Raw genomic sequence first — 24,929 nt, 5'->3', positions numbered from 1 at the left:
GGCGCCTCGGTTGATTCCGGATTCCAGTTCATTTACCGCGCCGTCAAGTTGTTAATCCGCATGGGGTCGGGAATCGTGAAGCACGCTTCAAGCTTGCTCCCTTGGTGGTCCGACGGCCTTGATCGTGTCCGGCTGTGCGTTCTGGCCGTTGTGCTGCTCCAAGCGATCACGCCGCGGCTGAGGGCGGATGACTTCTGGCAGTCTCTCGGCGGTCCGACGGGCGGTTCAGTCAACTGTCTGGCGCGCGATCCGATGTCCGGTGCGATCTTCGCCGGTACCGGCTTTCAGAATGGATATAACCAGAATGCCGGGAGCGTTTTCAAATCGATTGATCACGGCGATTCGTGGACATACATCAGCGCGGATTTCTTTACACTCGCCCCGCCAATCACCACGCGCGTTCGGGCGATAGCCACGAACTCTCTGGGCCATGTCTTTGTCGGCCTGGAGTCCGGCGGCATCATGCGGTCCGTTGATGGCGGGGCCGGTTGGTCGCGATTAAACAACGGATTGGGCGAACTTCGCATCCGATCACTGGCGGTCTCGCCCTCTGATGCGATCTTCACCGCGACCGACACACTCGGAGTATGGGCTTTCAGCGCAGCCGGCAATTCATGGACGGCGGTGAATGACGGTCTGACCAGTCTTGATACGCGGGCATTGATTGCGCGAAACGACTACCTGCTCGTCGGAACGCAGACCGGCGGCGTGTTCAAGAAGCTTGCCGGGCAATCGTGGACATCGTCCTCGAACGGAATGTCCAACCTGCGTGTCAACGGTTTGACGCAGTCGCTGACGACCGATGAATTGTTTGCCGCTACGGACACGGGATTCTTCTCCTCGATCGACCACGCGGCATCCTGGCAGCCGGTCGTCGGGCCGTTCACCGGATCAATTTGCTGGACCCTGCTCGATACCGGTTCGTTCCTGCTCGCGGGAACCAGCGCCGGCATCTTCAAGTCCACGAACGGCGGAACCGACTGGGTTTCAGTGTCGGACGGCTTCACCGGAACCGCCGCTCGAACGCTTCTCGCCGATGGCACGGGCAGGGTCTACGCCGGTTCGTTTGACGCCGGCGTCTTTCGTTCGGTTGACGATGCCCAATCCTGGGAGCCTGTGAATAACGGGCTGCACGGGCTTTCTGTCATTCGACTGCTCGTGACCAGCGAGGGTCGCATCCTTGCGGGAACGCCGGGCAACGGCATCTACCGCTCGACGATCTTCGATGGGCTGTGGACAGGACCGCGACTTCCGCGACGAAATATCTTCGCGATCGCCGAAAGTCCCGCGGGTGAGATTTTCGCCGGCAACTACAACATCACGAACGGTGTCCCGGATGGCCACCCATGGCGGTCCGAAGATGGAGGAGAGACCTGGGTCTCGCTTGATAACGGAATTGCGGCCGCAATGGTCAGTGCGTTTGCATTTCCCGGTGGCGTACAGGTGCTTTGCACGTCCGCATGGAACCCCGGCGGTGTCTCACAGTCGGCGAATCGCGGCGATCTTTGGTCACGTCTGGGTCCTCCGCAGAACATTCCAGCGTACTGTCTGACTCGGGTCTCCGGGGGAGATCTTTTCTTCGGCACGGAAGGCCAGGGCGTGTGGCGCTACAACGCAGGCAGCGGCACTTGGTCCAATCTCGGACTCAGTCAGTCTCAGCAGTTCTCGATCGCTGTAAACTCCGCCGGCCATGTCTTTGTTGGAAACGACGGCAATATCAAAGGCGTGTATAAGTCGCTCGCGAATGGGGATGGTCTGCAACCACTGAACGCGTTTCCCGGCAACTACGGCTACACCATTTGCATCCTCCCCAACGACGATATTTATGTGGGCACCCGCGACAACGGGATTCAGTTCTCAAACGATGGTGGAACGTCCTGGATCCAGGTCAACAGCGGCATTCCGGTCCGCGCCTGCCAGGCCATTTGCGTCGGACCGGATGGTCATCTCTATGCGGCGGTCGCCGGCTTTGGTGTGTATCGGTCGGTTTCGCAGGTTGTTCAGAAAATGGCCGATGACATCGACGGAGACGGTGATATCGACATCGTGGATGTGGAGCTGTTCGCTGAGGCGCTCATCGGAATCGGCGCGACGCCAATTCATCTCTGGCGGTCCGACCTGGATGCAAGCGGCCGTGTTGACGGCGCGGATATCGCGCTGTTTGTGCAGGCCGCCGTGAATTAGATGATAGGGTCCTTCAGAATCAGTCCACGACCTGATAGTAGTGATTGCGCTTGCGTGCCTGCCAACCGGCATCGTGGATCAGGCGGCGAATCATTTCTTCGTCCAGCCGATAGGTCGTGCCGGCCGCACTGACGACGTTTTCTTCCATCATCACACTGCCCATGTCATTCGCGCCGTGAAATAGCGCGAGTTGGCCGATCTTCGGGCCCATGGTCACCCAACTGGACTGGATGTTCGGAATGTTATCCAGAAACAACCGCGAGAGTGAAAGCATCGTCAGGTATTCATGCGCGTCCGCGAGCAGCAGATGACGCCCGTCATTCAGCGGCCGGGAGCTTCGCACGCCCGCGAATCGGTCGTGGGAGTGCGGCGCGTCCGCCTCGGCGCCTGGAGGCGAAGGCGGATCGGTCCGGTTCAGCGGCAGGCGCTTCATCCGGCCTAGCGGCGTGTTGTCGGGTTGGAACGTCCAGCAGATGTACGCGCTGAATCCGCCCCCATTGTCGCGGGCAAGCGATTCATCCTGCAAATCGCGGAGCAGGCGCAGATGCTCGATCCGTTCGTCGACTGTTTCGATATGCCCGAACATCATGGTGCAGCTCGTCTTCATGCCGAGTATATGACACTGCCGCATCACTTCGAGCCATTCCTGTGTCAGCGTCTTGCCTTTGCCGATCCGGTCTCGCACGCGATCAGCAAGGATTTCACCTCCGCCGCCCGGAACGCTGTCGAGTCCCGCTTCCTGAAGGCGCGCCAGCACGTCGCGAATCGTCATTCCGAAAATCCGGTGAAACGCGAAAATCTCAGGCGGGCTGAATGCGTGGATGTGTATTCGCGGGAAGTTCGACTTGATATACCGCATCAGGCCCAGGTACCAGTCAAACGAAAGGCCGGTCGAGCCCTCGCTCGGAACCAGTCCGCCCTGCATGAGTATCTGCGTGCCGCCGATCGCCTCCAATTCGCTGATCTTTTCGCCGATTTGCTCATAGCTCAGGGTGTAGCCTTCCGGCAGGTCCGTCCGGCCGCTTTTCATCTCCGGCGGATCCGCCTTGAAATTGCAGAAAATGCAGCGAGCCGTACACCAGTTCGCGTAGTTGATATTGCGATCGACGACATAGGTGCGATAGTCCTCCGGGTGCAGACGCTCCGTCAGCTCAAACGCCCGGCGTCCCAGTTCATGAATCGAACAGTCGAAGTACATCGCGCGCAGATCGTCGGTCGAAAGCCGAGCGGCCGATGACGCCACGATGCCGGAGTCTGTCGCGGTCATGGCAATAGCCCGTATCGAACCGCCAACGCGAAGAAGCGGTCCATTCCATCCTGCATCGCCTCGGTGATTCGGAATTTCAGGGATCGCGTGAGGTATTGCACCGCCGTCTCGACCGGCCAACCATGAACCGGGCCCCACTGCCGGGCGATCCGCTCCGCATCCGCCTCACCGCGGTCGCGCGCGGCCGACAGAAGGGCGGAGAGCGCCGCATTCTCCGCGCCGCGGCGGCCGAACCACGCCGCGAACACAAAGGGCAGGCCCGTCGCGTACTTCCACGCCGAGCCTAGGTCCACCTCGAATCCGAATCCCAGCGGCTGGCCTGTCACGACTTTGTCACCGATCAGCAGCAGTGCATCCACGTCATCAAGGCTGCCCGGATTGTGCCGGTCCCACGGCGAAATCTCCAGCGTCTGGCCATATATTTCGCGCCAGAGCACCTGCGCCAGGACAATCGACGTGTGCGAATCACAATCCACATGCAGGCGCGTCACCGTCTCCGCCGGTCGCTTCGAAAACACCCGCACCGTCATCGTTTCCCCGTCACTTGCGATGCAACCGTCCGACACCCGCACCAGCCGATCGCGGTTGCGCCAGTAATCCACCACGGGCAGCAGTGCAACCTCACACTCCCCGCCATCGAGCATCGCAATCAACTCCGCCGGTACCGCGGGCCGAAGCCGAATGCCCGGGACGGACCCAAGGCCGTCATGCAGCGGTCGGGAATTCAGATACGAAACAACGCCGAGAGTGTGGGTCTGGGTCGTCGGAACGCTGGCGGGTCGGGATTCAAGGTTCATGTCGTGTGTTCCGCCGACGGTCAAACGTGCCGCCGGCTGACGCGAAATTATAAGGAACCGCGTGCAACGGGCCAATTTGCACTTCCGCCGTGCCGCTTCTTTCACAAGGATTGAAAACCGCCCCCAAGAGGATGCAATCGCCGGCCAGGTCGATAGTATCAATATATACCGGCTCGCAGCCTCGACGAGACCGGATGACGTCCGTTTTCCGGCCGTCTCCCCGACAGGAGTGACAGATGGACCCGACCACCACACCGAACCAGTTTCAGTTGGCTTTCATCGATCTCGGTTTCGCGTTGTGGGACCTTTTCTGGAATGTCGTACTCGGCGTGGTTTTCCCAGCCGTGACGACTCCATTCCTTACAAACGTCTTCGACGTGCTCCGCCAGATATTCAGTCCGCTGCTGCCCGCCTGATCGCTCACCCCGGGTCGGCCTTGACGGTCCCTTCCGGTACAATGACCCGCCATGCGGATCGTCGCGGATGACGCCATTCCAGGTGCTGCCGAATTATTCGGCCCTCTGGGAGACCTCGCGCTCGCATCCGGCCGATCGCTCACCGCTTCGGACCTCCGCAACGCCGACGCCCTCATCGTCCGAAGCGTCACCCGCGTCGACGCCAGACTGCTCGAAGGCGCCCACGTCCGGTTCGTCGGCTCGGCCACCTCCGGAACAGACCACGTCGATCTCGAATACCTCCAATCGCGAAACATCCGGTTCGCCGATGCCGCCGGATGCAACGCCCAGGCCGTCGCCGAATACGTCCTCACCGCGATTTTCCTCGATGCCCGCCGCCGCCGCGTGGACCCGCGCGGGCAAACCATCGGAATCGTCGGCTGCGGCCGGATCGGCTCAAAGGTCGAACGCCTCCTCGCGCGGCTCGGGATTCGCACATTGAAAAACGACCCGCCTCTGGCCGACGCCGGCATGATGTCCGATTCAATCACGCTCGAAGCCCTGCTGCCCGCGTGCGATGTCGTGACGCTCCACGTGCCGCTCACCGGGCACGGCCCACATCCCACGCGCGATCTGCTCAGCGCGTCGCGCATTCGCGCATTGAAGCCCGGCGCGACGATCATCAATGCGTCACGCGGCGAAATTCTCGACGACGCCGCACTCTACTCCGCGCTCCGCGAAGCCCGCGCACGCGCCGTGCTCGACGTCTGGCGAAACGAGCCGGCGATTGATGCACGCCTCGTCGAACTCGCCTCCTTCGCCACGCCGCATCTCGCCGGCTACACCGTCGAGGCCAGGCGGCAGGCAACGCGACTCGTGGCCCGGCAACTGGCGACATGGAGCGGCCGCCACCCAAACCCGCCTGAATTCCCGGAAAAAACGCCAAGTGTCACCATAGAGGCACTCGCGGATTCAACCGCCGCCGATGTCCTCGCCCGCATCTGCCCGCTCGAGGCGATTGACGATTCGGTACGCACCGCCGCGGCAAGCGGCACACTCACGCGAGACTTCGATGCGATCCGCGCGCGATATGCCGCGCGCCGTGAGTGGTCGTCAGTGCACGTCGTGCATCATGACACACTCCCGCCCGGCACGGCCGCCGCGCTCGATGCACTCGGAATCGCGCACGCCTGATGCGAAGCGCCCGAGCAAACAACGCGGCTTGTCCGAATTGTGAAGACGCACGCCCAGTCTCGCGCAACATCATCACGCGGAAGATTACGGGACGCAGCCGCGATCTCATTCATCCACGGGAAACTTTGCCAAAGTTAAGTCTTGAATGGACTTGCAACTGCCTCGGACGCACTCCCCGGCGAGCCGCCCGAGAAAAAGCCCCATAGGGTATTAACCTGAAAAAATGTCACCGCTCCGGGGTAAAAAGATTGTATGAGACCACCGCTAATACTGCGTAACCTACGTATTAGAAAATACTTAACGCGATCACGGGTATTTGATCGCCAATGGCCCAACCCCTTGAAATGCCGTTCCCAACTCTGGTAAGATCAATGTCAGGTCGCGGGTTCCTTTCCAGGGAACCCCGAGTTGGGTGTCATCGTTCGAGCGGAGATGCAGTCATCTCCTGCGTTTCAAACAATGCCCCATGCGGCTTGATGCTTTCGTCCTTGCCAGGGTTCGCGGCGGACGAAGCGGCCTCGGCGGTGAACACGGCCCTGCAAGAGAGTCGGCGTTCAACGCACGGCGGCGTTTCTCGACATGCAAGAGATCGAGCGGCGTTTGTCGGAAGTTGCTTCGGGTTGCGATGGCTCGGCTGAATGCGGAATAGCCGGCGGCGATCGATCGTGGTTCAGGGTGTTTCCGGCATTCTGGCTCGCGGCGGTCTCCAGATCCGACGTCGGTGTCACGGGTGTGTCCCGGCGTGGCTTCGAGTGGTGGGGGTGTGCTTCGCCGCCTCGAAGTAAATTCAGCCTGTATAGGCTGGTAGCCTGAAGCCCCGGTAAGGCTAGGGTTCCAAAACGCGAATCGGATATCTCGGTTTCGCACGAAAGTTTGGAATTCTCCACGAGGCCTCAAGTCGTCTCTGGAGGAAGGAGCTACCTCAATGAAGAAGTTTGGATACATTTGTGCGGGTCTCGCCGTCGCCCTTGCGGCACAGACGGCTCGGGCCCAGGGTCCGTCGGCCAACACCGGCCTGTCGATCTTCTACGATGCCCGCTCCACGGCGGCCAGCATCGTCGCCCCGGCCTCGCCGTACACCAACGGCACCGCGGCGCAGGTCGTCGGCGGCAAGACCGGCACCACGCTGATTCAGGCCCAGATCAACCGCGGCAATAACGGCGGCGTCGGCGATGGATCGTACCTCTACATCAACCCGCGACAGCCGGTCAACCCGCTGTTCCAGCCGACGGTCAACCTCGGCTTCCACTGGATCGGTTCAAAGAACAAGGCCGGCGTGGTGACGGCGGTCGATAGCAGCAAGCAGACGCTCTACAAGTATGCCTTTGTCACGCAGCGCGCCGCCGCGACGGAAGTCATCGCCGCCCTCGGCCTCGATGTGGACATCGTCAAGGGCGGAACCGCCGGCGCCGGCAACCGCCTCGAGCAGGTCACGGCCTCGGCCAATGGCTCGCTCTGGAATGGCAACAACCTGACGGTCACCCCCCCGGGCGTCGGCGAGAGCGACAGCTTCGCCATCAGCACCAAGGCCGTCAAGGTCCCCGTCGCTGACGGCGGCGGCGGCACCCCGGTCTACAATGCGGCCGGCGGCCTCGTCCCCTCGGCAAACCTCTACCAGATCGGCCAGATCAACCTGACGGCCGGCGTCTGGAAGAAGAACGTTGCGTTCGGCAACATCCCGGGCGAAGGCAACGGCGTCTACACGGTGAAGGACAAGGTCAACAACCTGCTTGTGACCCGCGTCTATCCGGCCACAGGCCCCTCGCCTGAGGTTCCGGACTTCGGCCATGTCACCACGGTCACCGGCACCCCCGGCACCGTCGGCGTGGTCTACACCACCGGCACCGCCCCGGAAGCCAGCAGTGGCAATGGTCTCACGATCGGCTCCACCTCGGCCCAGGCCGACGCCGTCATCGTCATTCAGGCCAAGGGCGACTACAACAACAATGGCGCAATTGAGAACGGCGATATCGCCGGATTCAATGCAGCGGTCGGTTTGGGCCTCGCGAATCGGATTCGGGAAACATGGCTTGGTGAATTGAATAATGCTGGTGGCGTTGAGAACGGCGATATTGCGTTCTTCAATGCGTTGCTGGCCAACGCCGCTGATTGTACGGTTCCCGCCAACTGCCCGTGATTGAGTTGATCACGCGGTAGCTTGACGGTCAGTTTTTCTGAAATGATCCTCACGCTGGTGTAAGCATGGGGAAGAAAAAAGGCGAATAGGTTTATCCCCCGAGTTGTTTGTGGACGGAGGGGAACAAGAGAGGCAAGAAGGAGAAAGATCATGAAGAAACTTGGTTTGTTGGTTGCGGCGCTCGCCCTCATCGGCAGCGCATCAGTCGCCAGGGCGGCTGACGCCGCTTGGTTCACGCTCGAAGGCGCGAGCGGCCCGGGCGCTGGCTCGGTCCAGGTCGTGTCGTCCGGCCCCGGCCAGGCGCTGGTCATCGAGAAGCAGGGCGATGTCGCTTTGACCATCGGCTTTCGCTTCACGAACACCTACAACGCCGGCATGGCTGGCTGGGCGATCGCTCTGAACTCGAGCGCTCCCGGCACGTTCTCGAACGGCGTGTTCCTTGGATCTGGTTATAACGTCGTCACTGGTACTGGTCCTGCCGGTTCTTCACTGACTGCTGGTCAGTCGACTCTGGCAGTTCCGGGTGGCAGCGCGGGTCATGTCTATAACTTCAACCTGAACCTCCTCGGCGAGGCCCTCGGCAACATCGTCAACGTCACCGGTGACTACGGCGGAGCCAACATGTACTACGGCGAAAACTCTGGTTTCGCTTGGTACGGCACCGTTGGTCCGAACGGCCTGTCGTACGGCATCAACGGCTACGACGGAAACCCGGGCGGCACTTGGGGCCAACTCCCGGTCATCGTCGTTCGCAACGTTCCCGAGCCGGCCACCATGGCCCTGCTCGCTTTCGGTGCGATCGCCCTGATCCGACGCCGCAAGTAATTCATCCTTCGATCGTAAGATCGAATGGCTGATGCAAAACTGATTAGGCCACTCGTTCGGCACGCCGGGCGGGTGGCCTTTTCTTTTCCCGCTCCCTCGCACGGACCATGACAACCCTCGACTTCCCCGATATTCTTAATCCCATGACCTCGAAGAAACGATGCGGAGGGTTCGGACGCTGCCGATTGGGAGGCATCCTGTCGGCGGCATTGCTCGGGCTTCTGTCGATGAAGGCCGCGATCCGCGCGGATGAACTTCCCCCGGAGTTGCAGGACGTCGGTGAACACTGGCTGGAGGAGCACTGGAAGTCGATCGTCGAAAACCGCGACCACCTGATCGTGGCCTATGGCATCGGCTCGGATGAGATGGACGCCTTCCTGCACATCTATTACGACGCCTGGCGCGGCTACCGCGATCATCTGACCCGCTTCGCCCAGTCGATCTCACTGGACGATACCCCCGAGGAATCGCAGCGCAAGCTGCTGGAGTTCGACGAGAACTCGCCGGTGAGCGAGCGGGCCTTCATGGCGCTGGCCGAATCAATTTTGCCGAAACGGGACTTCGCCGAGAGCCGGTCGCGCTTCAGCGAGTTGAATTCACGGGCAACGGCCTTGCGATACAAGGACCAGGACTACCAGGTGGGTCGCGAACGCTTCCTGAAGGAGTTGGCGTCGGCCCGCGAGAGTGCGATGGCCATTCGAGACGAGTCCGGCCGGCCGATCCCGCTGAGTGTCGCGATCGAGCGTGGAATGTTCAAGAGCGAGTCAATTCGTCCGGGTGACACCTTGGTCGTGCCGGAGACGGTGGTTGCGCCGACCTGCGAGCGCGTGATCGGGGAGGGTGTATTCCGGCGGCCGGCGGTTCGCAAGAAGCCGATCGTGAAGGCGATCAACGATGCGGCCACATTGGCGAAGCTGCGCGGCCCGGTGCCGGCGGCGGCGCCTGCTCCGCTGATTGATCCGGCCGAGGATGATTGGGTTCGGGGGGCGCGCCGGATGGCGCGCGAGGCGGCGTCGCGACCGGGTGTGACCGAATCGCAGCGCGCGGTCATTGCCGCTCTGCTGGATGAGATTCTGGCGCGTGCGGATGCGACCCGGCGGCCACGGGCGTCGGACTATCTGGCGCTGGAAAGGCTGACTTCGCGGTCGGAATTCAGCCGGAAGCTGGCGGAACTGGATGAGGAACTCGACGGGCTGTGGCTGGAGTTGCAAGGGCGGCTCAGCGCGCTCTAGTCGCCGGCGACGCGGGAGGGCATGTCGTCGCCGCGGCGTCTATTCCGGATGGGACGCCGGGGTCGAAGAGGCCGGGTTCCGGGATTGAAATTCGTCAATTCGCTGGATGTACATGGCGGCCTCGGGGTGGCCGGGCTGGATTTCCAGCACGCGGCGGTAACCCGCTTTGGCTTCGTCGAGGCGCTGGAGTTCGAGCAGGCAGTTTGCCCGTTTGAACTGGGCATCCGCGTCATCAGGCTGCGCGGCGATCACCCGATCGTACGCCGCCAGCGCTTCCTCGAAATAGTGCAGTGCATAGTAGGCGTTTGCGACGTCTTTCGTGGCGCCGGGCAGATCGGGCTGCCGCTGGGCGGCCTGAAGCGCGGCGGCGAGTTCGGCCTCGCGCTGGACGCTGTCGTTTTTGATGAGGGAATCAAGATTGCGCCGGGCATCGGCGCTCGCGGGGTCGCACCGGAGCGCGAGGCGGAACGCCTTGACCGCGGATCGCGGATTGTTGAGCCGCATCAGGGCGACGCCCATGTTGTTGTATGCGGCGCAGTTGTGCGGATCGATCGCGACGACCTCGGCGAACTGCGCGATCGATTCGTTGTATTGCCCGATCGAAAGCAGGAGGCCTCCGAAGCTGAATCGCAGCGAGGCGTCGTTGGGCACGATCTCAACGAGGTCGGCGAAAATCTCGGCGGCCTTCTCGGGCTGTTTCAATTCGGTGTAGCAGGTGACGAGGCCGGCGTGGGCCCGCTGGTTGAGTGCATTGAGCTTCAGCACTTTTTCGAACTGGGTCGCGGCGTCGGCGTAGCGCCCCATGAGCTCGTAGGTGTTTCCGAGAGTCTCCGCCAGGGGCAGTTGATAGACCGGGTCGGGAAATTTTCCGAGTGCCTTCTGCAGGATCTCGACGCCGCGGGCATATCGCTTGGCGAGCACTTCGGCCTTGGCCAGTTGGTTCCACTCTTCGACGGCCTTGGCGAGCGCCGAATCGCGGACGACCGGGGCGAGGAGGTTTTCAACGGGGGCGTAGCCGTCGGTCAGGACGACATAGCCGGATCGCTCGCGCACGGCTTCTTTCTCGGCCTGGCTCAGCGGGAAGATTGCGCAGTCGGCGCGGTAGAGCGGCCCGAGGTTGTTGACGTCAAAGGGCTGGTTGGTTCCGGCGACGATGAATGTCATGCGTGTGGCACGGATCTGCTCGTTGGGCCTGCCGTCGTCCAGCGTGAGCGGCTGCTGTTCGACGAAGACGTTCACATGGGGGAAGACGTCCTGCATGGTCGAGATGATGGCTCCCAGCAGAAGGCCGCTGTTGTAGAGATCGATCATGTTCATGAGGTATGCGCCGTCGGGCTTGAGCAGGCTCCGGGCGTGGGTCATGAACTCGCGCGTGGTGAGCTGGTGCGGCACGCTGTAATCGTTGACCGCGTCGCAGTAGATGAAGTCATATGGCGCGGTCATCGCGCTGCCGCTAATCCTGCCGGCAAGACGATCGACGAAGACGCGGCCGTCCTCGTGGAAGTAGTTGATGGTGGTGTCGCGCGGCAGGCCGAATGCGGCCATGGCGGCTTCGGTCACGGCGGGGTCGATTTCGACGACGTCGGTCCGGCTGTCGGGCCAGGTCTGGTTCATGAACTGGGGATAGACATATCCGCCGCCGCCGATGGTGAGGCTGTCGATGCGCCGGGCGTCGGGACGCAGTCGACGGGTGATGGCGAGATAGACCTTCTCGTAGGCGTATCGGAAGTCGTCGATGCGGTCCATCTGCTTCTGGCTGTGGAGCAGCGTGTCGAGGTGCATGCCGCGGATGTCCGGTTCCTTTGAAAACTGGACGATCTCGATATAGGAGTAATTGCTCTCTGTCTGGTAAATGACGTTCTCGGATCGGGGCAGTCGGATGAGCAGGGCTTCACCGGCCGAAACCGCCCACGCGGCGTTGGATGTGGCACAGACCGTCAGCAGGAGGGTGGCCGGCGTCCAGACCCAGACCACGGGATTTCGTCGATCGTAAAGTGCCGCCATCAACGCGAGGATGACGGCGACGGCCCAGACGACGCCGAGCGTGCCGATGAGGCCGATGAGGAAGTACCCCGCAATGAAAGTGCCGACGATGCTCCCGACCACGCCGCAGGCGTAAATATCGCCGATGGTGCGGCCACGCTCGCGTCCCAGGTCCAGCGCCATTTTTGCGATGACCGGGCTGATGGTTCCCAGAAACGCCGTGGGGATGAAAAAGACGATGGCGACGTGCGAGGCGACGCGCATGGGCCACGAAAACGTCCAGAGCGGGCTGAAGCCCTCGGCGAAATGATCGAACACGGCAATCAGCCCGGACATGATCGAGCCGCAGACAAAGAGCAGGGCAAGCGTCCGGTGCGAGGAATGGCGGTCCGCGATCAGTCCGCCGATGTAGTTCCCGACGGCGATTCCGGCGAGGACGATCCCGATGACCGAAGTCCAGGTGTAGACCGATGCGCCGAGGTGGCGGCCGATGATGCGCCCGGCGACCAGTTCGATCATCATGATCGCGGCGCTGGAGACAAAAACGGTGGCGTTCAGCGAAATCCACTCGAGAGAAATTCCGACGGATTGGGCTGCGGGGGCCGCAGTGGATTTTTGCATTTTGCGGAGCGTCCTGTGAAATCTGATTGCGGATCGTAACTCTGCGTGGGGTCTATGTTAGCGGAAGATTGGCGAGGTTGTCAGGCACCGGATCCCCGCAAACGATGGCGAATTTGAGCGCAAATGGTGGACTTCGGGGACGTGGGCGCAAAAAAAAGCCCACTCGATCCGACCACCGAGTGGGCCACACCAGCGGGTGGGCGAGCCGACAATCACCCACTGGAAAACACGCTTCTCATCGCTGTTTTTGTGCGCCTCATGGCGCGATTTGCATCGCTGGGACGGCAGAAAGCCCGTCCATTTTGTAAAAACCGGAAAAGTCAATCAGATATTCCGAATACTGCGGATTTTTTGAGGCAAGCCCGGGCAGGATCGACCTGATTCCATAACTATTTATTGAGACGAGATTTATGCCGTCGCTCGCTCCTCGAATCAGCTCCTGCTGCGGGCAAAATCGTCGGCGAATTTTGTGATCTGCGGCGCCAGAACGTCCGGCGGCTGGTAACCCATGACCATTCCGTGCAGCTTCCCATTCGCATCAACAAAAAGTATCGCCGGATACCCGCGGATGGAGTAATTCGAGACGAGGGAGCGTCCTTCCAATTCGCCGTTGGACTTAAGCGGCACGACACGGCCTGCTGCGGCAATGACGCGGGGATCGGGAAAAGTGCGCTGATCAAGCATCTTACATGGACCGCACCAGGTCGTGAAAACGTCGATCATAATGAGCTTGCCGGACTGTTTTGCGAGCGTCTTGGCGGTATCCAGGTCTTTGACCCACTCAATGCGCGTGGGTTTTGCGGCGCTTTGAGGGGCCGTGGTGGTCGTTTTGGGGTCTGCCGGCTTGCTGTTTGATGACGAATCGCAGCCAATTACGGCCGCGATCATGCCTGCGGCGAGCGCCCGTGTTGCCAATAATCTGATTTGCATGTCATGTGCCTCCGGGATTGCATGGGTATTGTATCGACAGCTCGGTTAGATTGCCTGCGAGATGGGGACGTGGTCGGGAAGCGGACGCGTTGAACAGGAGTGCTTAGATGGAACGAATGAAGGTGAATGGGGTCGAACTGTCATTTGAGCATCACGGTCGAGGCACTCCGGTGCTGCTGGTGCATGGATTTCCGCTGTCGAGCGCGCTATGGCAATCGGTGATCTCGCCGCTGGCGAAGCGGCATTGGGTTATCGCACCGGACTTGCGCGGGATGGGACAATCTGAAGCGACAGCCGACGCATCGATGGAGACGTATGCGGATGATCTGTCGGGCCTGCTGGACGGTCTCGGGTCGAAGGAACCGGTGGCGTTGGTGGGCTTGTCGATGGGGGGCTATATCGCGTTTGAGTTCTTCCGAAGGAATCGGGACCGTGTGCGTGCGATGGTGCTCGCGGACACGCGAGCGGAGGCCGACACGCCGGAGGCCGCGAAGGCTCGCCTGGAGACGGCTGAAAAGGTACTGCGCGAAGGCAGCGGCGTTGTCGTGGATGCCATGACGCCAAAGCTCTTCGCGAAGAGCGCGTCGAAGGCGTTGGTGGAGCAGTGGCGTGCGATCATGCTCGCGACCAAGCCGATGGGCGTGGCGGCGGCACTGAGGGCGATGTCGGCGCGGGCTGATTCGACCAACACGCTGCCTGAGATTCGCGTACCGGCACTCGTGCTGGTCGGCGAGGAGGATGCGATCACGCCACCGGCGACCGCGCGGACCATGCACGCGGGCATCGCGGGTTCGCAGATCAAGCTGATCCCGGATTGCGGACATATGTCGCCCGTGGAAAAGCCGGAGCAGTTTGCCCGGATCTGCGGTGAATTTCTTCATGGGGCAATCGGAAGCTAGGAGAGGCGCGGCGAGTCGCAGCCCATCGCACGTCCAGTTTGGTTGAACCACATTGCGGTTATGCGCCATCCTGTCGAAGCGACTGATAAGATCGTGCGGGGAAGTTGTCCGCTTCGACCGGCTCGAGGGCACGGGACATTCCGAGCGGTTCCTGTTCGAGCACGCCGTGCACGTGGGGGATCATCCGCAGGGCCTCGACGATCATCCATATCTGGAGAGCCATGATGATGGCACCTGCGGCAATGAGATGAAACTGCCTCATCGGCCACCAGCCATCGGCGGTATTGAACATCTGATACCACATGGCGGTCATGGGGATGATGAGCATGGCAGCGCCGGGCAGCAGGATGAACCAGAGCTTCATGCGGCGGCGGGCCAGATAGAAAACGATCACCGTGAAGGCGAGGCCGGCGAGGAGTTGGTTGACCGCCCCGAATATGGGCCAGAGCGTCATACCGCCCTTGCCCATGCCACTCTGCCATGTCTGGCCCGGGGGCGGCAGGGCGGCCAGCAGCGCGGCGGACGCGACTGCCATGAGCGTGGCACCCTTCGGTCCGGCAAATACTCTGATGTGACAGGTTGCGGCGAGCTCCTGAATCACGTATCGCTGAAGGCGTGTGGCTGTGTCGAGTGTGGTTGCCGCGAAAGAAGCCACGAGCACCGCCATGAGGCCGACAGCGACGGGGCGCGGGACGCCGATGGTCGTGACGAAGTTTCCAGCGCCATCGACGAATGCCGAGACGGTCCTGGCGAGGCCTCCGGAGTGTGTCCACGAACGATAGCGCTCGCGAAACGCGGGGTAACCCTGGAAGGTGGCCGCGGGCTGCGATTGATGGAATACCACCGACCCGTTCATGAGCGGGATTCTGGCGTCCGCCTCGCGTGGCGTGGCGGCCGACGCGCCTTCGGGTCGGGTTGTGTAGAGACGGCTGTTACCGCCGTTTTGTGTGACGGCGAGGCGGGTCGGCGTGCCGTTCGGGTCTTCGAATGTGCCGAACTCATATTCGCTTTCCGTGCGAATGCTGGAGCCGGTGAGGTTGCGGGCGATCGTCGTGGAACCGAGTCCGAGTCCCGCACAACAGGCGAGGATCACCAGCACGGCCAGGAATCCCTCGGTGAGCATTGAGCCGTAGCCGACAAACTGGGCATCCGTTTCGCAGGCGATCTGCTTGCTGCTTGTTCCGCTCGATACGAGGCAATGGAAACCGCTGATCGCGCCGCAGGCGATCGTCACAAACAGAAACGGGAACATGGGCGGCGCGCCGGGCACATCCGCCTGGACAGCCGGCGCGACGATTGGTGCGCCTCCCTCGTGCAGAAAAGTGGCGCCACCGATGCCCAGGACGATCATGGCCAAGCCGACAACGAGAAGGTACGCATTGACGTAGTCGCGTGGTTGCAGCAGCAGCCAGACAGGCAGCGTGCTCGCGAAATAGCAGTAGACCAGGAGCGCGGCCGTCCATGTGATGACCGGGTCAATCCTGAATCCGTCAATTGTGAACCCGGGCATCCGAAATGCGAAGGCATCAGATTCGGATGCCAGAACAATGGCACCAATCATCACGGCCAGGGAAATGAGAGCCGGGGCGGTCGGTTTGACGCCCTTGCGATAGACGCACCATCCGATAAGCATTGCGAGCGGCATTGCAATCCAGACGGACAGAACGCTGGCAGGGTACATGTCGAAGATGTTCGCAATGACGAGGCCGAAGATTGCGAGCACGATCATGAGCGCGAGAAACAGAATAATCAGGAAGAGTGCTTTCACGCGCGGATTGATGAGCCGTCCGGCGATTTCCCCGACAGTCTGGCCGCGGTTGCGGATCGAGACGACGAGGGTGGCCAAGTCATGCACCGCACCCATGAAGATGCTTCCGAAGATGACCCACAGCAGCGCGGGAAGCCAGCCCCAGATCACCGCGAGTGCCGGTCCGACGATCGGTCCGGTTCCGGCGATGCTGGTGAAATGGTGGCCAAACAGGATCTGCTTTGGCGTGGGAACGTAGTCGCGTCCATCGTTGATGGTCTGGCTCGGGACGGGTGCGTTGGGATCGAGTTTGAACAGTTTCCGCGCGAGCCAGCGTCCGTAGGTGTGGTAGGCGACGATGTACAGGACGAGGCTGCCGAGGGCGATGGAAAATGTGGCCATTGCGAACCGATCCGTACGCAGAAAGTGAATCGTCGACGGGTCGATTATCGCCTCTTCATGCGCTGGATGGAAGCGAATGCCTGTGCGGACGCTGGAGAAGCCCATGATGGGATCGGGTCAGGCGGAATCGCCTTTTCCTGAGATGCGGAGCGTTCGGTAGGGCCCCGGGCGTTACTTCGAGAGTGCGGCGAGTTGATCGTCGGTTACCAGAGCGTGGAACTTTTCCTGGGCCATGACCTGGTCAGTCGGAACCATTGTGATGACGTTCCAGGGACAGACCTGCGCGCAAAGTTTGCAGCCGATGCAGACCTGCAAATCGATGGTACAGATGCCCATCGCGTAGCCGGGGTGTTTGGGGTCTCTGATCTTGTCGATGCAATCGACGGGACACACTGTTACGCAGGCATCACACCCGGTACACAGGTCTTCATCCAGAATCGCGAGTTGTTTGGGCAGCTTCTTTGCCATGCTTCGATTCGCGCTGTTCCTAACCGGCGGAATGTCCCAAGTCGACCGCCTCGACGGACGTTCGCACGGGCCTCACGCAGCCTAGAGAGGATAGTACCTCGGCGAAGATCAGGCAAGACCGCGACCGGGTTTTCGACCGGCCGCACGCGCTCGCCTGCGCACGAGATGCTGGGGAACGAAGTCCGCCACATCTTCGGGGTGAAGGTCCGACTGTCTGCCGGCGCCTGACTTGGGTACGCCGCTTTTCGCTCCATTGCGGCGGCCGTTTGCTCCGGCGGTGGTTTTACCGGGATTCGATTCGAGTCCGGCTTCGTTTGCATCCGACTCTTCCTCGGCATCGACCTGAAGCTTGTGCGCTCGAATGGCTTCGGCGACCGAGCCGTCGGTCAGTTCGCCGGTGGTGGCGAGAATGGCGCCTTTGGCTTCCATCTGTCTAAAGGCATGTTCGCCGTCGACGGCCGACCAATATCCGCAGGCATCCCGGACGACAACAACCTTGTGGTGTCGGGCAAGCAGTCCGAGTGTCACATGTTTGACACAGTGCGTCGCGGTGATTCCGAAGATAATCCAGTATTCGGGTTCGATGGTGTTGATGAGCCGGTCGGCCTTTGGATTGGCGAGAAAATCGGCGTTTCGCTTGGTGAAGATCAACTGCTGGAATCGTGTGAACGGCTGCATGGGGACATCGGCGGTATTATCGCCCATGATCAGCATGCGATTTGGCATGAGCGTGAACGGCAGCTTCTTCTGGCCGAGCGTGTGGTCCAGGCAGTGTGGTGGCAGGTTTCTGAATGATTCACCGGGGCGATGGGCCTCGAGGCTGGAAATAACGGGAATCTTTGACAGTCGGGCCCAGTTCATGAGTTGCCGGACGCGCGGCAGCACATCGGCGCGATTGGCCACCGGCAGGGCCCCGCCAGGCAACAAGAAGTCGCACTGGGTGTTCAGATCCAGGATCACGCGTTCGAACACCGAGCGGCGATTCGAATGAGTCATGCCTTCCTCCCCAACCAGGTTTTTCATCGGGCGCATCGAGTGGGAGCCGGCGGTTGTCCGGCCATCAAAGTCCGTTCGATTTTTCTGAAGTACCGAGCCTATTCCCGCGAGGTTTTCGCCAGTCCCCCAGATGGTCGAACATTCATGTTATTCCGTTTTTGGCGACAAGGCGAGAGCGAAGCGCAAAAAATGACCTGTGGTATTTGAGGACGCCGGCAACCGGAGTCTACGGATATCCTTATGCTTGCAATAATGTTATGTTTCGCATCTCGGACGTTATGGGTCGTTCATGATGATCCGATCAAAATTGCAAGAAAGGGTGTTAAATCCTGGGCGCGCTGGGAATTCGGTTCAGGAAATCGGGTCCGATAATTGTCTGCGCCGGCGTGTCCATCGGCTATTCTCGCGACAGGCTGGCGCGTTCCGACCCGCCCTGACCCGGCGAGTCGGACTCGTGGCTCGGATGAATCGATCCTGAGCCGAACGGCTTTTCACAGTCGCCGACGGGTCGGTCGAGTTCGCGTCGCGAAGCAGTTTGGAAGAGAATCATGCGTTCGGCGTCCGTCCGCATTTCGCGCCCCCTGGTGAACGCCGAGACGTGAGGGGTGCCGCAGAGGTTCTGATGATGACAATGCGATGGCACAGAGCAACAGCGCGGACACTGATCGTGTTCGGATCCCTGCTGGCGATGAGTACGACGGCGTGCGATTCCATCGAAGCCAACTGGGATACTTCGTACTGGCGGCGCGACCGCCGCGTCGTTCGTCCAAGCGGCACCGCGCAGAAGTCGACGCCGGATGCCGAACGCGACGGGGAAGAAGTGGTTGCGGGTCGAGACGGCGCGGCCTCGGGAGATCGCGCTCAGCCGATTGAAGGCGAATCGGCCGGGAGCGACCGCATCGGCGATGCGTCGAACGACCAACGACAGGCAGCAGGCGCTCGCGGGCTTCGTCCTTTTTATCATCTCTATCTGATTGCCGACGGTTCGAGGGCAGGTGAAGTCGATCGAAATGAGGCGAGCGTCTCATTCAAGCATGTGAATCCGCGCACGGCCGGTGCGTTGCTCGAGATGCTTTATGTTTCGATGGGCCGGTCGGGCAGTTCCGAGGAGATATATCTTCTGTTTGAACAGCCGGACGAGTTTCAGCGGGCCCTGGCGTTCGCGAATCGGTTGGATGTGTCCTCGGATCCGGGCGGAACGTCGGACCCGTGGCGCGAAGGAATTGTTAGCCTTGTGGCGTTGATCGAGCAGGGCGCGCTGGTTGATCGGACCTTGATCGAGGTGTGCGAACGGCAATTTGCCGAAGTCGTCGATGGAACGTCGTCGCCCGTGGAGCTGCGATGGGCGGCGGCGATCTTTGCGGGAAAGGTGGCGGCGGATTATCGATATGACTATCCGGGTGCTCGTGCTTACTACATGAAGGCGATTCGATTCGCGAAGGCCGATTCGATCGAGGCGATGACGGTCGAATGGTGGCGGGCGGATACTTTCCGTCAAGAAGGCGCGACGACCGACGCGAACGAGGCGTACGATGACCTGCTCAACGCCTATACGCACCTGTATCCGCGATCGCAGATCATTCAGCGGTCATCGGCCATTCTCAGGGCATCACGGAAGCGGAAGTAGAGCCACCGCGACCGCCGCTAGTCTTCGCTCCGCTCGGGCGAGTTTTCGTCGCCCTCCTCGTCAATGATTCTGGCCTTGACTTCACCACCGCCGACGAGCCGGAGCTCCATGTGTTTGCCTGTCTGGGAACAGGTCAGATGGACGGTGGTTTCCGGCATGTCGAGGACATGCGACTTGTTGCAGGCGGGACAGGTGAATCGTACTTGCATGGTACCTCTCAAGAGAAATCAGCGTGACGCAGAAGAGGATAGCGGCTTCGAGGCCGGGTGCAACTGATGCTTGGCGGCCGCGCCCAGCCGGCAGCCTATGCCCCGGCGCGGGTCCCGCGGATTGAATCGATCAAGCGGCTGCAACTCGCCCATTGAATGATTCGATCATGCGATCCCAATCGCCGACCTGCGACCAGGTTTCCGTCCAGAAATCGGGATCCCACAGACGCCGCAGTTCTTCGACGTCGCGCTGCTGCTGTTCGACCCAGGTGAAGTATTTGAAGTTGTGAAGAGCCTTGCGATCGACGTAGGTCAATTCACGCATGTGGTCGGTCGTCGTTCCGAGCAGTCGGCGTTCGAAATCGCGTGCCGCCTGCATCGCGCTGTATGGGCCGCGTGATTTTCGGCATTCATCGAGCCGACTGGCATAAAGCTCCATTGAATCGGTCAGGGGCATGAATATGACGTCCCGGCTGTCGAGGTCAAACGCGCGGGCCGTCTTCATCGCCGTGACGAGATTGCAGATGCCGGAGATGCCGCAATCCGGGAGCCTGGCGACGAGTTGCGGGGGGACACCCTCCTCGATCAGGAACTGCTGGCCGGCCTCTTCGTTGAACAGGCGCATCAGGGCGATGCACTGCTCGTCGTCGATTGCGGCGACCACATCGGTATTGCGAACGTTATGAATCCATGGGATGTGTTTGTCGCCAATTCCTTCGATGCGATGCCCGCCGAAGCCGCATTGCAGCAGCGTGGGGCATTGGAGGGCTTCGCAGGCGACGATTCGCGTGTTTGCGTGATGTGCCTTGATTCTGTCACCCGCCGCGATGGTTCCGGCGCTACCCGTCGCGGAGATCCATGCGGCGAGTCTCAGCGGCCTGGAGTCGCGCGTATCGGCCTGTAACCTCTGAAATATCTCCTCGACGATGGCGCCGGTGACGTGGTAGTGCCAGATGGCGTTTCCGAATTCCTCAAACTGGTTGAAGATGACGCAATCGGGTCGGGTACGGCGTATTTCCCAGCACTTGTCGTAGATTTCCTTCACGTTGGATTCGCATCCGGGCGTGGCAATGACTTCGGCGCCGATATTGCGGAGCCAGTCGAATCGTTCCCGGCTCATTTCCTCAGGCAGGATGCCGACGGCATGACAACCGAGCAGCGCGCAGTCAAATGCGCCACCCCGGCAGTAGTTCCCAGTGCTGGGCCAAACCGCTTTCTGTGAAGTTGGATCGAACTGGCCTGTCACGAGCCGCGGGACGATGCAACCGAATGCGGCTCCGACCTTGTGTGCGCCGGTGGGAAACCACTTGCCAACGATTCCGACTATGCGGGCATCGACCCCGGTGAGAGCGCGGGGGAATTCGATCCAGTTGCCGTCATTAAAGAGTCCGCCGCTTTCGACCGGCTCGTTTTTCCATGAGATGCGGAAAAGGTTGACCGGATCCACATCCCAGAGTCCGACATCGCGGAGGCGCTTCTTGATATGCTCGGGAATTCGCCCGGGGTCTTGCATTTGAGCGAAGGTGGGAATGATGATGCCGCGTTTTCGACAAAGCGAGGCGGCCCGCTCGATGATGGATTCGTTGATGATCATCGAATTATTTTCGCGTGCCGTACAGAGTTTCACAAGTCACGTGGCGGCGGGCGGTGAGGCGGCATTTGCCCCCACTAGTCGGGGACGTCGGCCATTTGCCGGCTGTTTCCCGGATTCGGCAACAAAAAGACGGCGAATTCGTCTATCATATCCGGCCGGAACATTTGACCCGAGCGCGTGGACTTCGCGCGACGAATGGAGTGGAACCATGATGAAGATCGGTCGTGCCGTCATCTCGGTAGTCGTGATGTTGTTGCTTGCGCATCCGCTGATCGCGGATTCGAAGTCGGAGTCTGAAGCGAATTGGCCGGCGTGGCGCGGCCCGCTCGGCAATGGCGTTGCACCGAAAGCCAAGCCGCCCTCGGAGTGGGGCAAGGACAGGAATATCCGCTGGAAGGTGGAGATTCCCGGCAAAGGACACGCGACGCCGATCGTCTGGGGCGATCGCATCTACATTCAGACCGCCGTCGAAACGAATCGCGAGCAGAAGGAAGCGGATGCGGGCAACGGCGGCTCGAATTCGCTGGAGTCAACAATCGATGAATCATCCGGTTTGACATTGTCTCAGCCCAGGGAAGGGCGAGGCGGTCGCGGGGGGCGGCTTCGACCGGGCGGCGGTCGCGGGTTCGGCGGCGGCGAGGCTCCCAAGCACCTGTTCGAGTTCCAGGTGATTGCGCTCGATCGACATACGGGTAAAACGATCTGGACGAAGACGGTGCGCGAGGAACGACCGCACGAGTCCGGACATACGGATGCGACGCAGGCATCCAATTCGCCGGTGACCGATGGCAGGCATATCTATGCGTATTTCGGATCGCGCGGGCTTTACTGCCTCGACATGGACGGCAACGTGAAATGGGAGAAGCAATTCGGCCACATGAAAACCCGGAATCAGTTCGGCGAAGGCAGTTCGCCCGTGCTGCATGGAGACACTGTTGTCGTCGTATGGGATCATGAGGGGGAGGATTTCATCGTCGCTTTGAACAAGAAGGACGGAAAGGAACGCTGGCGCAAGGAGCGCGATGAGCCGACATCCTGGTGCACGCCTGTCGTGGTGGAGGTGAAGGGGCGGGCGCAGGTCGTCGCATGCTCAACCAACCATGTCAGATCGTATGATCTCGAGACCGGCGACGAAGTCTGGCGCTGCACGGGCATGACGCAGAACACAATTCCGACACCGCTTGTATCCGGCGATCTGCTGTATGCGATCAGCGGATTCCGCGGCGCGGCGGCGATTGCCATCCGGTATGCCTCTGCCAAGGGCGACATCACTGATAAGGATGCCATTATCTGGCGATATGACCAGGACACTCCCTATGTTCCGACGGGCGTCATCTACAATAATCGCCTCTACTTCGTCGAGAACAATCGCCCCATCCTGACCTGTCTGGACGGCAAGACGGGCAAGCCGGTGTATGACAAAGTGCGCCTGACCGGACCGGACAGCATCTACGCCTCGTTTGCGGCGGCCGACGGGAAGATCTATATCGCGGGACGAAACGGCACGACCGTTGTCCTCAAGGATGGGCCGTCGTTTGAGGTGCTGGCGACCAATACGCTGGACGATGGATTCGATGCATCGCCGGTGCTGGTCGGAAATGCGATCTATCTTCGCGGCCGATCGCATCTGTACTGCATCGCCGAATCGAAATGAGCGGAGGTCGAAGCAGGGCGATGCAGCCGCATGAACCGGACGTCATACCGCCAGGCTATCAGCGCCATGTCATCACCGACGTGATCCGTCATGATGACAGTCTGACGATCAGATATTCCGGACGAACTTTCGGCGGCATCATACTGGCGGAACTGCCGCAGGGCGTCGCCGATCATGTTGTTCCGGGTACAGTCGTGATCGTGCGATACCATACGGAAGAAACCGGTGGTGCCGGGATTGTGGCACATATGCTCATGCCGAATCCCTTTGACGAGGGCTGGGCGGAGCTTTACGAAGACATGTAAACGGCTGCGCCATTGCACGCTGCGGACGGCGCGAATCCGCGATGCGCACCGCGAAGGCTGGTCGCATGCCTATTGGCGGCGACGCCTGTGCGGCATCGCACTTCGCATGCACAATAGCGCCAGCGGGACAATGCCGGCGAGCGCGGCGCCTGAACCGCACAGCATGGCGAGGAGATCACCACCGATCGGGCCGGCACCGCCGTTGTCGTTTGCGCAGTTCGAAGGCTCGGCTGAGTTATCGCAGGGATCTTCGCCGGCGGGATCGCCGCCCCAGTCGTTTTCGTCGAGGCCGGCGCCCGGCTCGGTCGTCTCATCCGGCGAATAGCCGATGCGCTTTATTACGCCGGTCGTGAGTTCCGTGTAGTAGAGCCGTCCATCTGGCCCTTCGGTAATGTCGACGATGGAGCCTTCCGCCTGTGCAAAGAGGCTGTGCTCCGCGACCTGGTCGCCGTTTAACGTCACGCGGAAGATCCGGCTCAGGGTGTAGTCGAGCTGAAACAGATTTCCACGATAGGGCTCGGGGAAATGACTGCCGCGATATGACACGATTCCCGTGATGCACTGTCCCAAGTCGGCGTAGTCGAAGATCGGCGGTTCGAAGCCGTCACCGGCTGTATCGGACGCGGCGCCCTCCTTGTTGGGCCATCCATAGTTTCGGCCGGCGCGAACGAGATTGATCTCCTCGCGCCGCTCCATCCCGGAAGACCCGACATCCGAGAGAAAAAGCCGGCCGTCCTCGGAGAAGCAGAATCGAAACGGGTTGCGAAATCCCATCGCATAGACGGCGCTGGCAGCGCCACTGGCGGTGGTAAAGGGATTGTCAGAGGGGATTTCGCCTTCGGGCGTGATGCGGCAGACTTTTCCGGCCAAGGTGTTGTCCGCCTGCGCATTAGACGCCGTGCCATTGTCGCCGACGGAGAAGTAGAGCATCCCATCGGGTCCGAAGCGCAGGCATCCGCCGTTATGAATGGTTCCGCCAGTCGGTATGTTTCGCCGGATAATGGTCTGTTCGACGCCGGTTCCATTGACAATTCGATAACGCAGAATCTGTTGCTCCTCGAATGATGTGGTCGCGAAGACATAGAGGTATGGCGTGTTTGGATAGTCGGGATGCAGTGCAAGCCCGGTGAGGCCGCACTCAAAAAACGTGTGCACCGGCAACTCAATCACCGGTTTGTTGCGAATGACGCCGTGCAGAGCGATCCGCACGCGCCCGGACTTTTCAGCAATGAAGAGGCGGCCTTGTGCATCGAACTCGATCGCCGTGGGCTCAGTCAATTCGTCCAGATACTTTTCAATCCGAAATGCGGGATCGACGGGGTCCGCCGCGTGAGCACGGGGTGCGATCGACACAAGCGTCAGAGCGTGCGTGAGTACGATGGTTGTCGTCGTTTTGATGGAATTCGATCGCATTATCGGCAACTCCGCGCGCCGCGTGTTGAGCGGCCGGCGCGGGCGCAGGC

At 60.9% G+C, this 24,929-nt stretch carries 20 protein-coding genes; 10 read left to right on the top strand and 10 right to left on the bottom strand.

What is annotated here, in order from left to right:
- The first annotated feature begins 75 nt into the window (after positions 1-75).
- Complete coding sequence (locus KF841_01050) at positions 76-2,184, top strand: hypothetical protein (protein ID MBX3393932.1); 2,109 nt, start codon at positions 76-78, stop codon at positions 2,182-2,184.
- Positions 2,185-2,203: 19 nt separating this feature from the next.
- Here the strand turns inward: KF841_01050 and KF841_01045 are convergent, their stop codons facing one another.
- Positions 2,204-3,451, bottom strand: a complete 1,248-nt coding sequence (locus KF841_01045) for a radical SAM protein (protein MBX3393931.1) — start codon at positions 3,449-3,451, stop codon at positions 2,204-2,206.
- Positions 3,448-4,248, bottom strand: a complete 801-nt coding sequence (locus tag KF841_01040) for a menaquinone biosynthesis protein (protein ID MBX3393930.1) — start codon at positions 4,246-4,248, stop codon at positions 3,448-3,450. The genes KF841_01045 and KF841_01040 overlap by 4 nt, the downstream gene beginning before the upstream one ends.
- 236 nt (positions 4,249-4,484) lie before the next feature.
- On the opposite strand from KF841_01040, the gene KF841_01035 reads away from it, so the two are divergent.
- The 5 genes from KF841_01035 to KF841_01015 all read left to right on the top strand — a co-directional run bounded on the left by KF841_01035 (position 4,485) and on the right by KF841_01015 (position 10,031).
- Positions 4,485-4,664, top strand: a complete 180-nt coding sequence (locus KF841_01035; protein ID MBX3393929.1) for a hypothetical protein — start codon at positions 4,485-4,487, stop codon at positions 4,662-4,664.
- A 51-nt stretch (positions 4,665-4,715) separates the two neighbouring features.
- Positions 4,716-5,837 (top strand): 4-phosphoerythronate dehydrogenase, encoded by a 1,122-nt coding sequence (locus KF841_01030; GenBank protein ID MBX3393928.1) that lies wholly within the window; start codon positions 4,716-4,718, stop codon positions 5,835-5,837.
- Positions 5,838-6,762: 925 nt separating this feature from the next.
- The gene (locus KF841_01025; GenBank protein MBX3393927.1) at positions 6,763-7,974 is read left to right on the top strand and encodes a hypothetical protein; all 1,212 of its coding nucleotides are present in this window, start codon (positions 6,763-6,765) and stop codon (positions 7,972-7,974) included.
- 150 nt (positions 7,975-8,124) lie between these two features.
- Positions 8,125-8,799, top strand: a complete 675-nt coding sequence (locus tag KF841_01020) for a PEP-CTERM sorting domain-containing protein (protein MBX3393926.1) — start codon at positions 8,125-8,127, stop codon at positions 8,797-8,799.
- A gap of 107 nt (positions 8,800-8,906) precedes the next feature.
- A complete protein-coding gene (locus tag KF841_01015; GenBank protein ID MBX3393925.1) occupies positions 8,907-10,031 on the top strand; it encodes a hypothetical protein in 1,125 nt (374 codons plus the stop codon).
- A gap of 39 nt (positions 10,032-10,070) precedes the next feature.
- On the opposite strand, the gene KF841_01010 is transcribed toward KF841_01015, so the two are convergent.
- Both KF841_01010 and KF841_01005 read right to left on the bottom strand, forming a co-directional pair.
- Positions 10,071-12,635 (bottom strand): fused MFS/spermidine synthase, encoded by a 2,565-nt coding sequence (locus KF841_01010; GenBank protein ID MBX3393924.1) that lies wholly within the window; start codon positions 12,633-12,635, stop codon positions 10,071-10,073.
- 432 nt (positions 12,636-13,067) lie between these two features.
- Positions 13,068-13,565, bottom strand: coding sequence for a thioredoxin family protein (locus KF841_01005; GenBank protein MBX3393923.1), 498 nt, complete (start codon positions 13,563-13,565; stop codon positions 13,068-13,070).
- A gap of 107 nt (positions 13,566-13,672) precedes the next feature.
- Here KF841_01005 and KF841_01000 point away from each other — a divergent pair, with 107 nt between their 5' ends.
- On the top strand, positions 13,673-14,464 hold the full coding sequence (locus KF841_01000; protein MBX3393922.1) for an alpha/beta fold hydrolase: 792 nt from the start codon (positions 13,673-13,675) through the stop codon (positions 14,462-14,464).
- Between the two features lie 58 nt (positions 14,465-14,522).
- Here the strand turns inward: KF841_01000 and KF841_00995 are convergent, their stop codons facing one another.
- The 3 genes from KF841_00995 to KF841_00985 form a co-directional block, all read right to left on the bottom strand.
- A complete protein-coding gene (locus KF841_00995) occupies positions 14,523-16,613 on the bottom strand; it encodes a carbon starvation protein A (protein ID MBX3393921.1) in 2,091 nt (696 codons plus the stop codon).
- A 171-nt stretch (positions 16,614-16,784) separates the two neighbouring features.
- A complete protein-coding gene (locus KF841_00990; protein ID MBX3393920.1) occupies positions 16,785-17,081 on the bottom strand; it encodes a 4Fe-4S dicluster domain-containing protein in 297 nt (98 codons plus the stop codon).
- A 108-nt stretch (positions 17,082-17,189) separates the two neighbouring features.
- Positions 17,190-18,077, bottom strand: a complete 888-nt coding sequence (locus KF841_00985; protein ID MBX3393919.1) for an isochorismatase family protein — start codon at positions 18,075-18,077, stop codon at positions 17,190-17,192.
- 631 nt (positions 18,078-18,708) lie between these two features.
- Here KF841_00985 and KF841_00980 point away from each other — a divergent pair.
- Complete coding sequence (locus tag KF841_00980; protein MBX3393918.1) at positions 18,709-19,704, top strand: hypothetical protein; 996 nt, start codon at positions 18,709-18,711, stop codon at positions 19,702-19,704.
- 17 nt (positions 19,705-19,721) lie between these two features.
- Here the strand turns inward: KF841_00980 and KF841_00975 are convergent, their stop codons facing one another.
- Together KF841_00975 and KF841_00970 are read right to left on the bottom strand one after the other, a co-directional pair.
- Complete coding sequence (locus tag KF841_00975; protein ID MBX3393917.1) at positions 19,722-19,913, bottom strand: hypothetical protein; 192 nt, start codon at positions 19,911-19,913, stop codon at positions 19,722-19,724.
- A 130-nt stretch (positions 19,914-20,043) separates the two neighbouring features.
- Complete coding sequence (locus KF841_00970; protein MBX3393916.1) at positions 20,044-21,507, bottom strand: pyridoxal-phosphate dependent enzyme; 1,464 nt, start codon at positions 21,505-21,507, stop codon at positions 20,044-20,046.
- Between the two features lie 247 nt (positions 21,508-21,754).
- Here KF841_00970 and KF841_00965 point away from each other — a divergent pair, with 247 nt between their 5' ends.
- A complete protein-coding gene (locus KF841_00965) occupies positions 21,755-23,161 on the top strand; it encodes a PQQ-like beta-propeller repeat protein (protein ID MBX3393915.1) in 1,407 nt (468 codons plus the stop codon).
- Complete coding sequence (locus KF841_00960; GenBank protein ID MBX3393914.1) at positions 23,158-23,466, top strand: hypothetical protein; 309 nt, start codon at positions 23,158-23,160, stop codon at positions 23,464-23,466. The genes KF841_00965 and KF841_00960 overlap by 4 nt, the downstream gene beginning before the upstream one ends.
- 69 nt (positions 23,467-23,535) lie before the next feature.
- On the opposite strand, the gene KF841_00955 is transcribed toward KF841_00960, so the two are convergent.
- Positions 23,536-24,879 (bottom strand): PQQ-dependent sugar dehydrogenase, encoded by a 1,344-nt coding sequence (locus KF841_00955; GenBank protein ID MBX3393913.1) that lies wholly within the window; start codon positions 24,877-24,879, stop codon positions 23,536-23,538.
- Positions 24,880-24,929 lie beyond the last annotated feature (50 nt).

The sequence above is a fragment of the Phycisphaerae bacterium genome, assembly GCA_019636475.1.
In the GTDB taxonomy this organism is placed as follows: Bacteria; Planctomycetota; Phycisphaerae; order UBA1845; family UTPLA1; genus JADJRI01.
The sequence above is the reverse complement of the archived record's forward strand: the minus strand, read 5'-3'. Positions and strand labels throughout refer to the sequence as shown.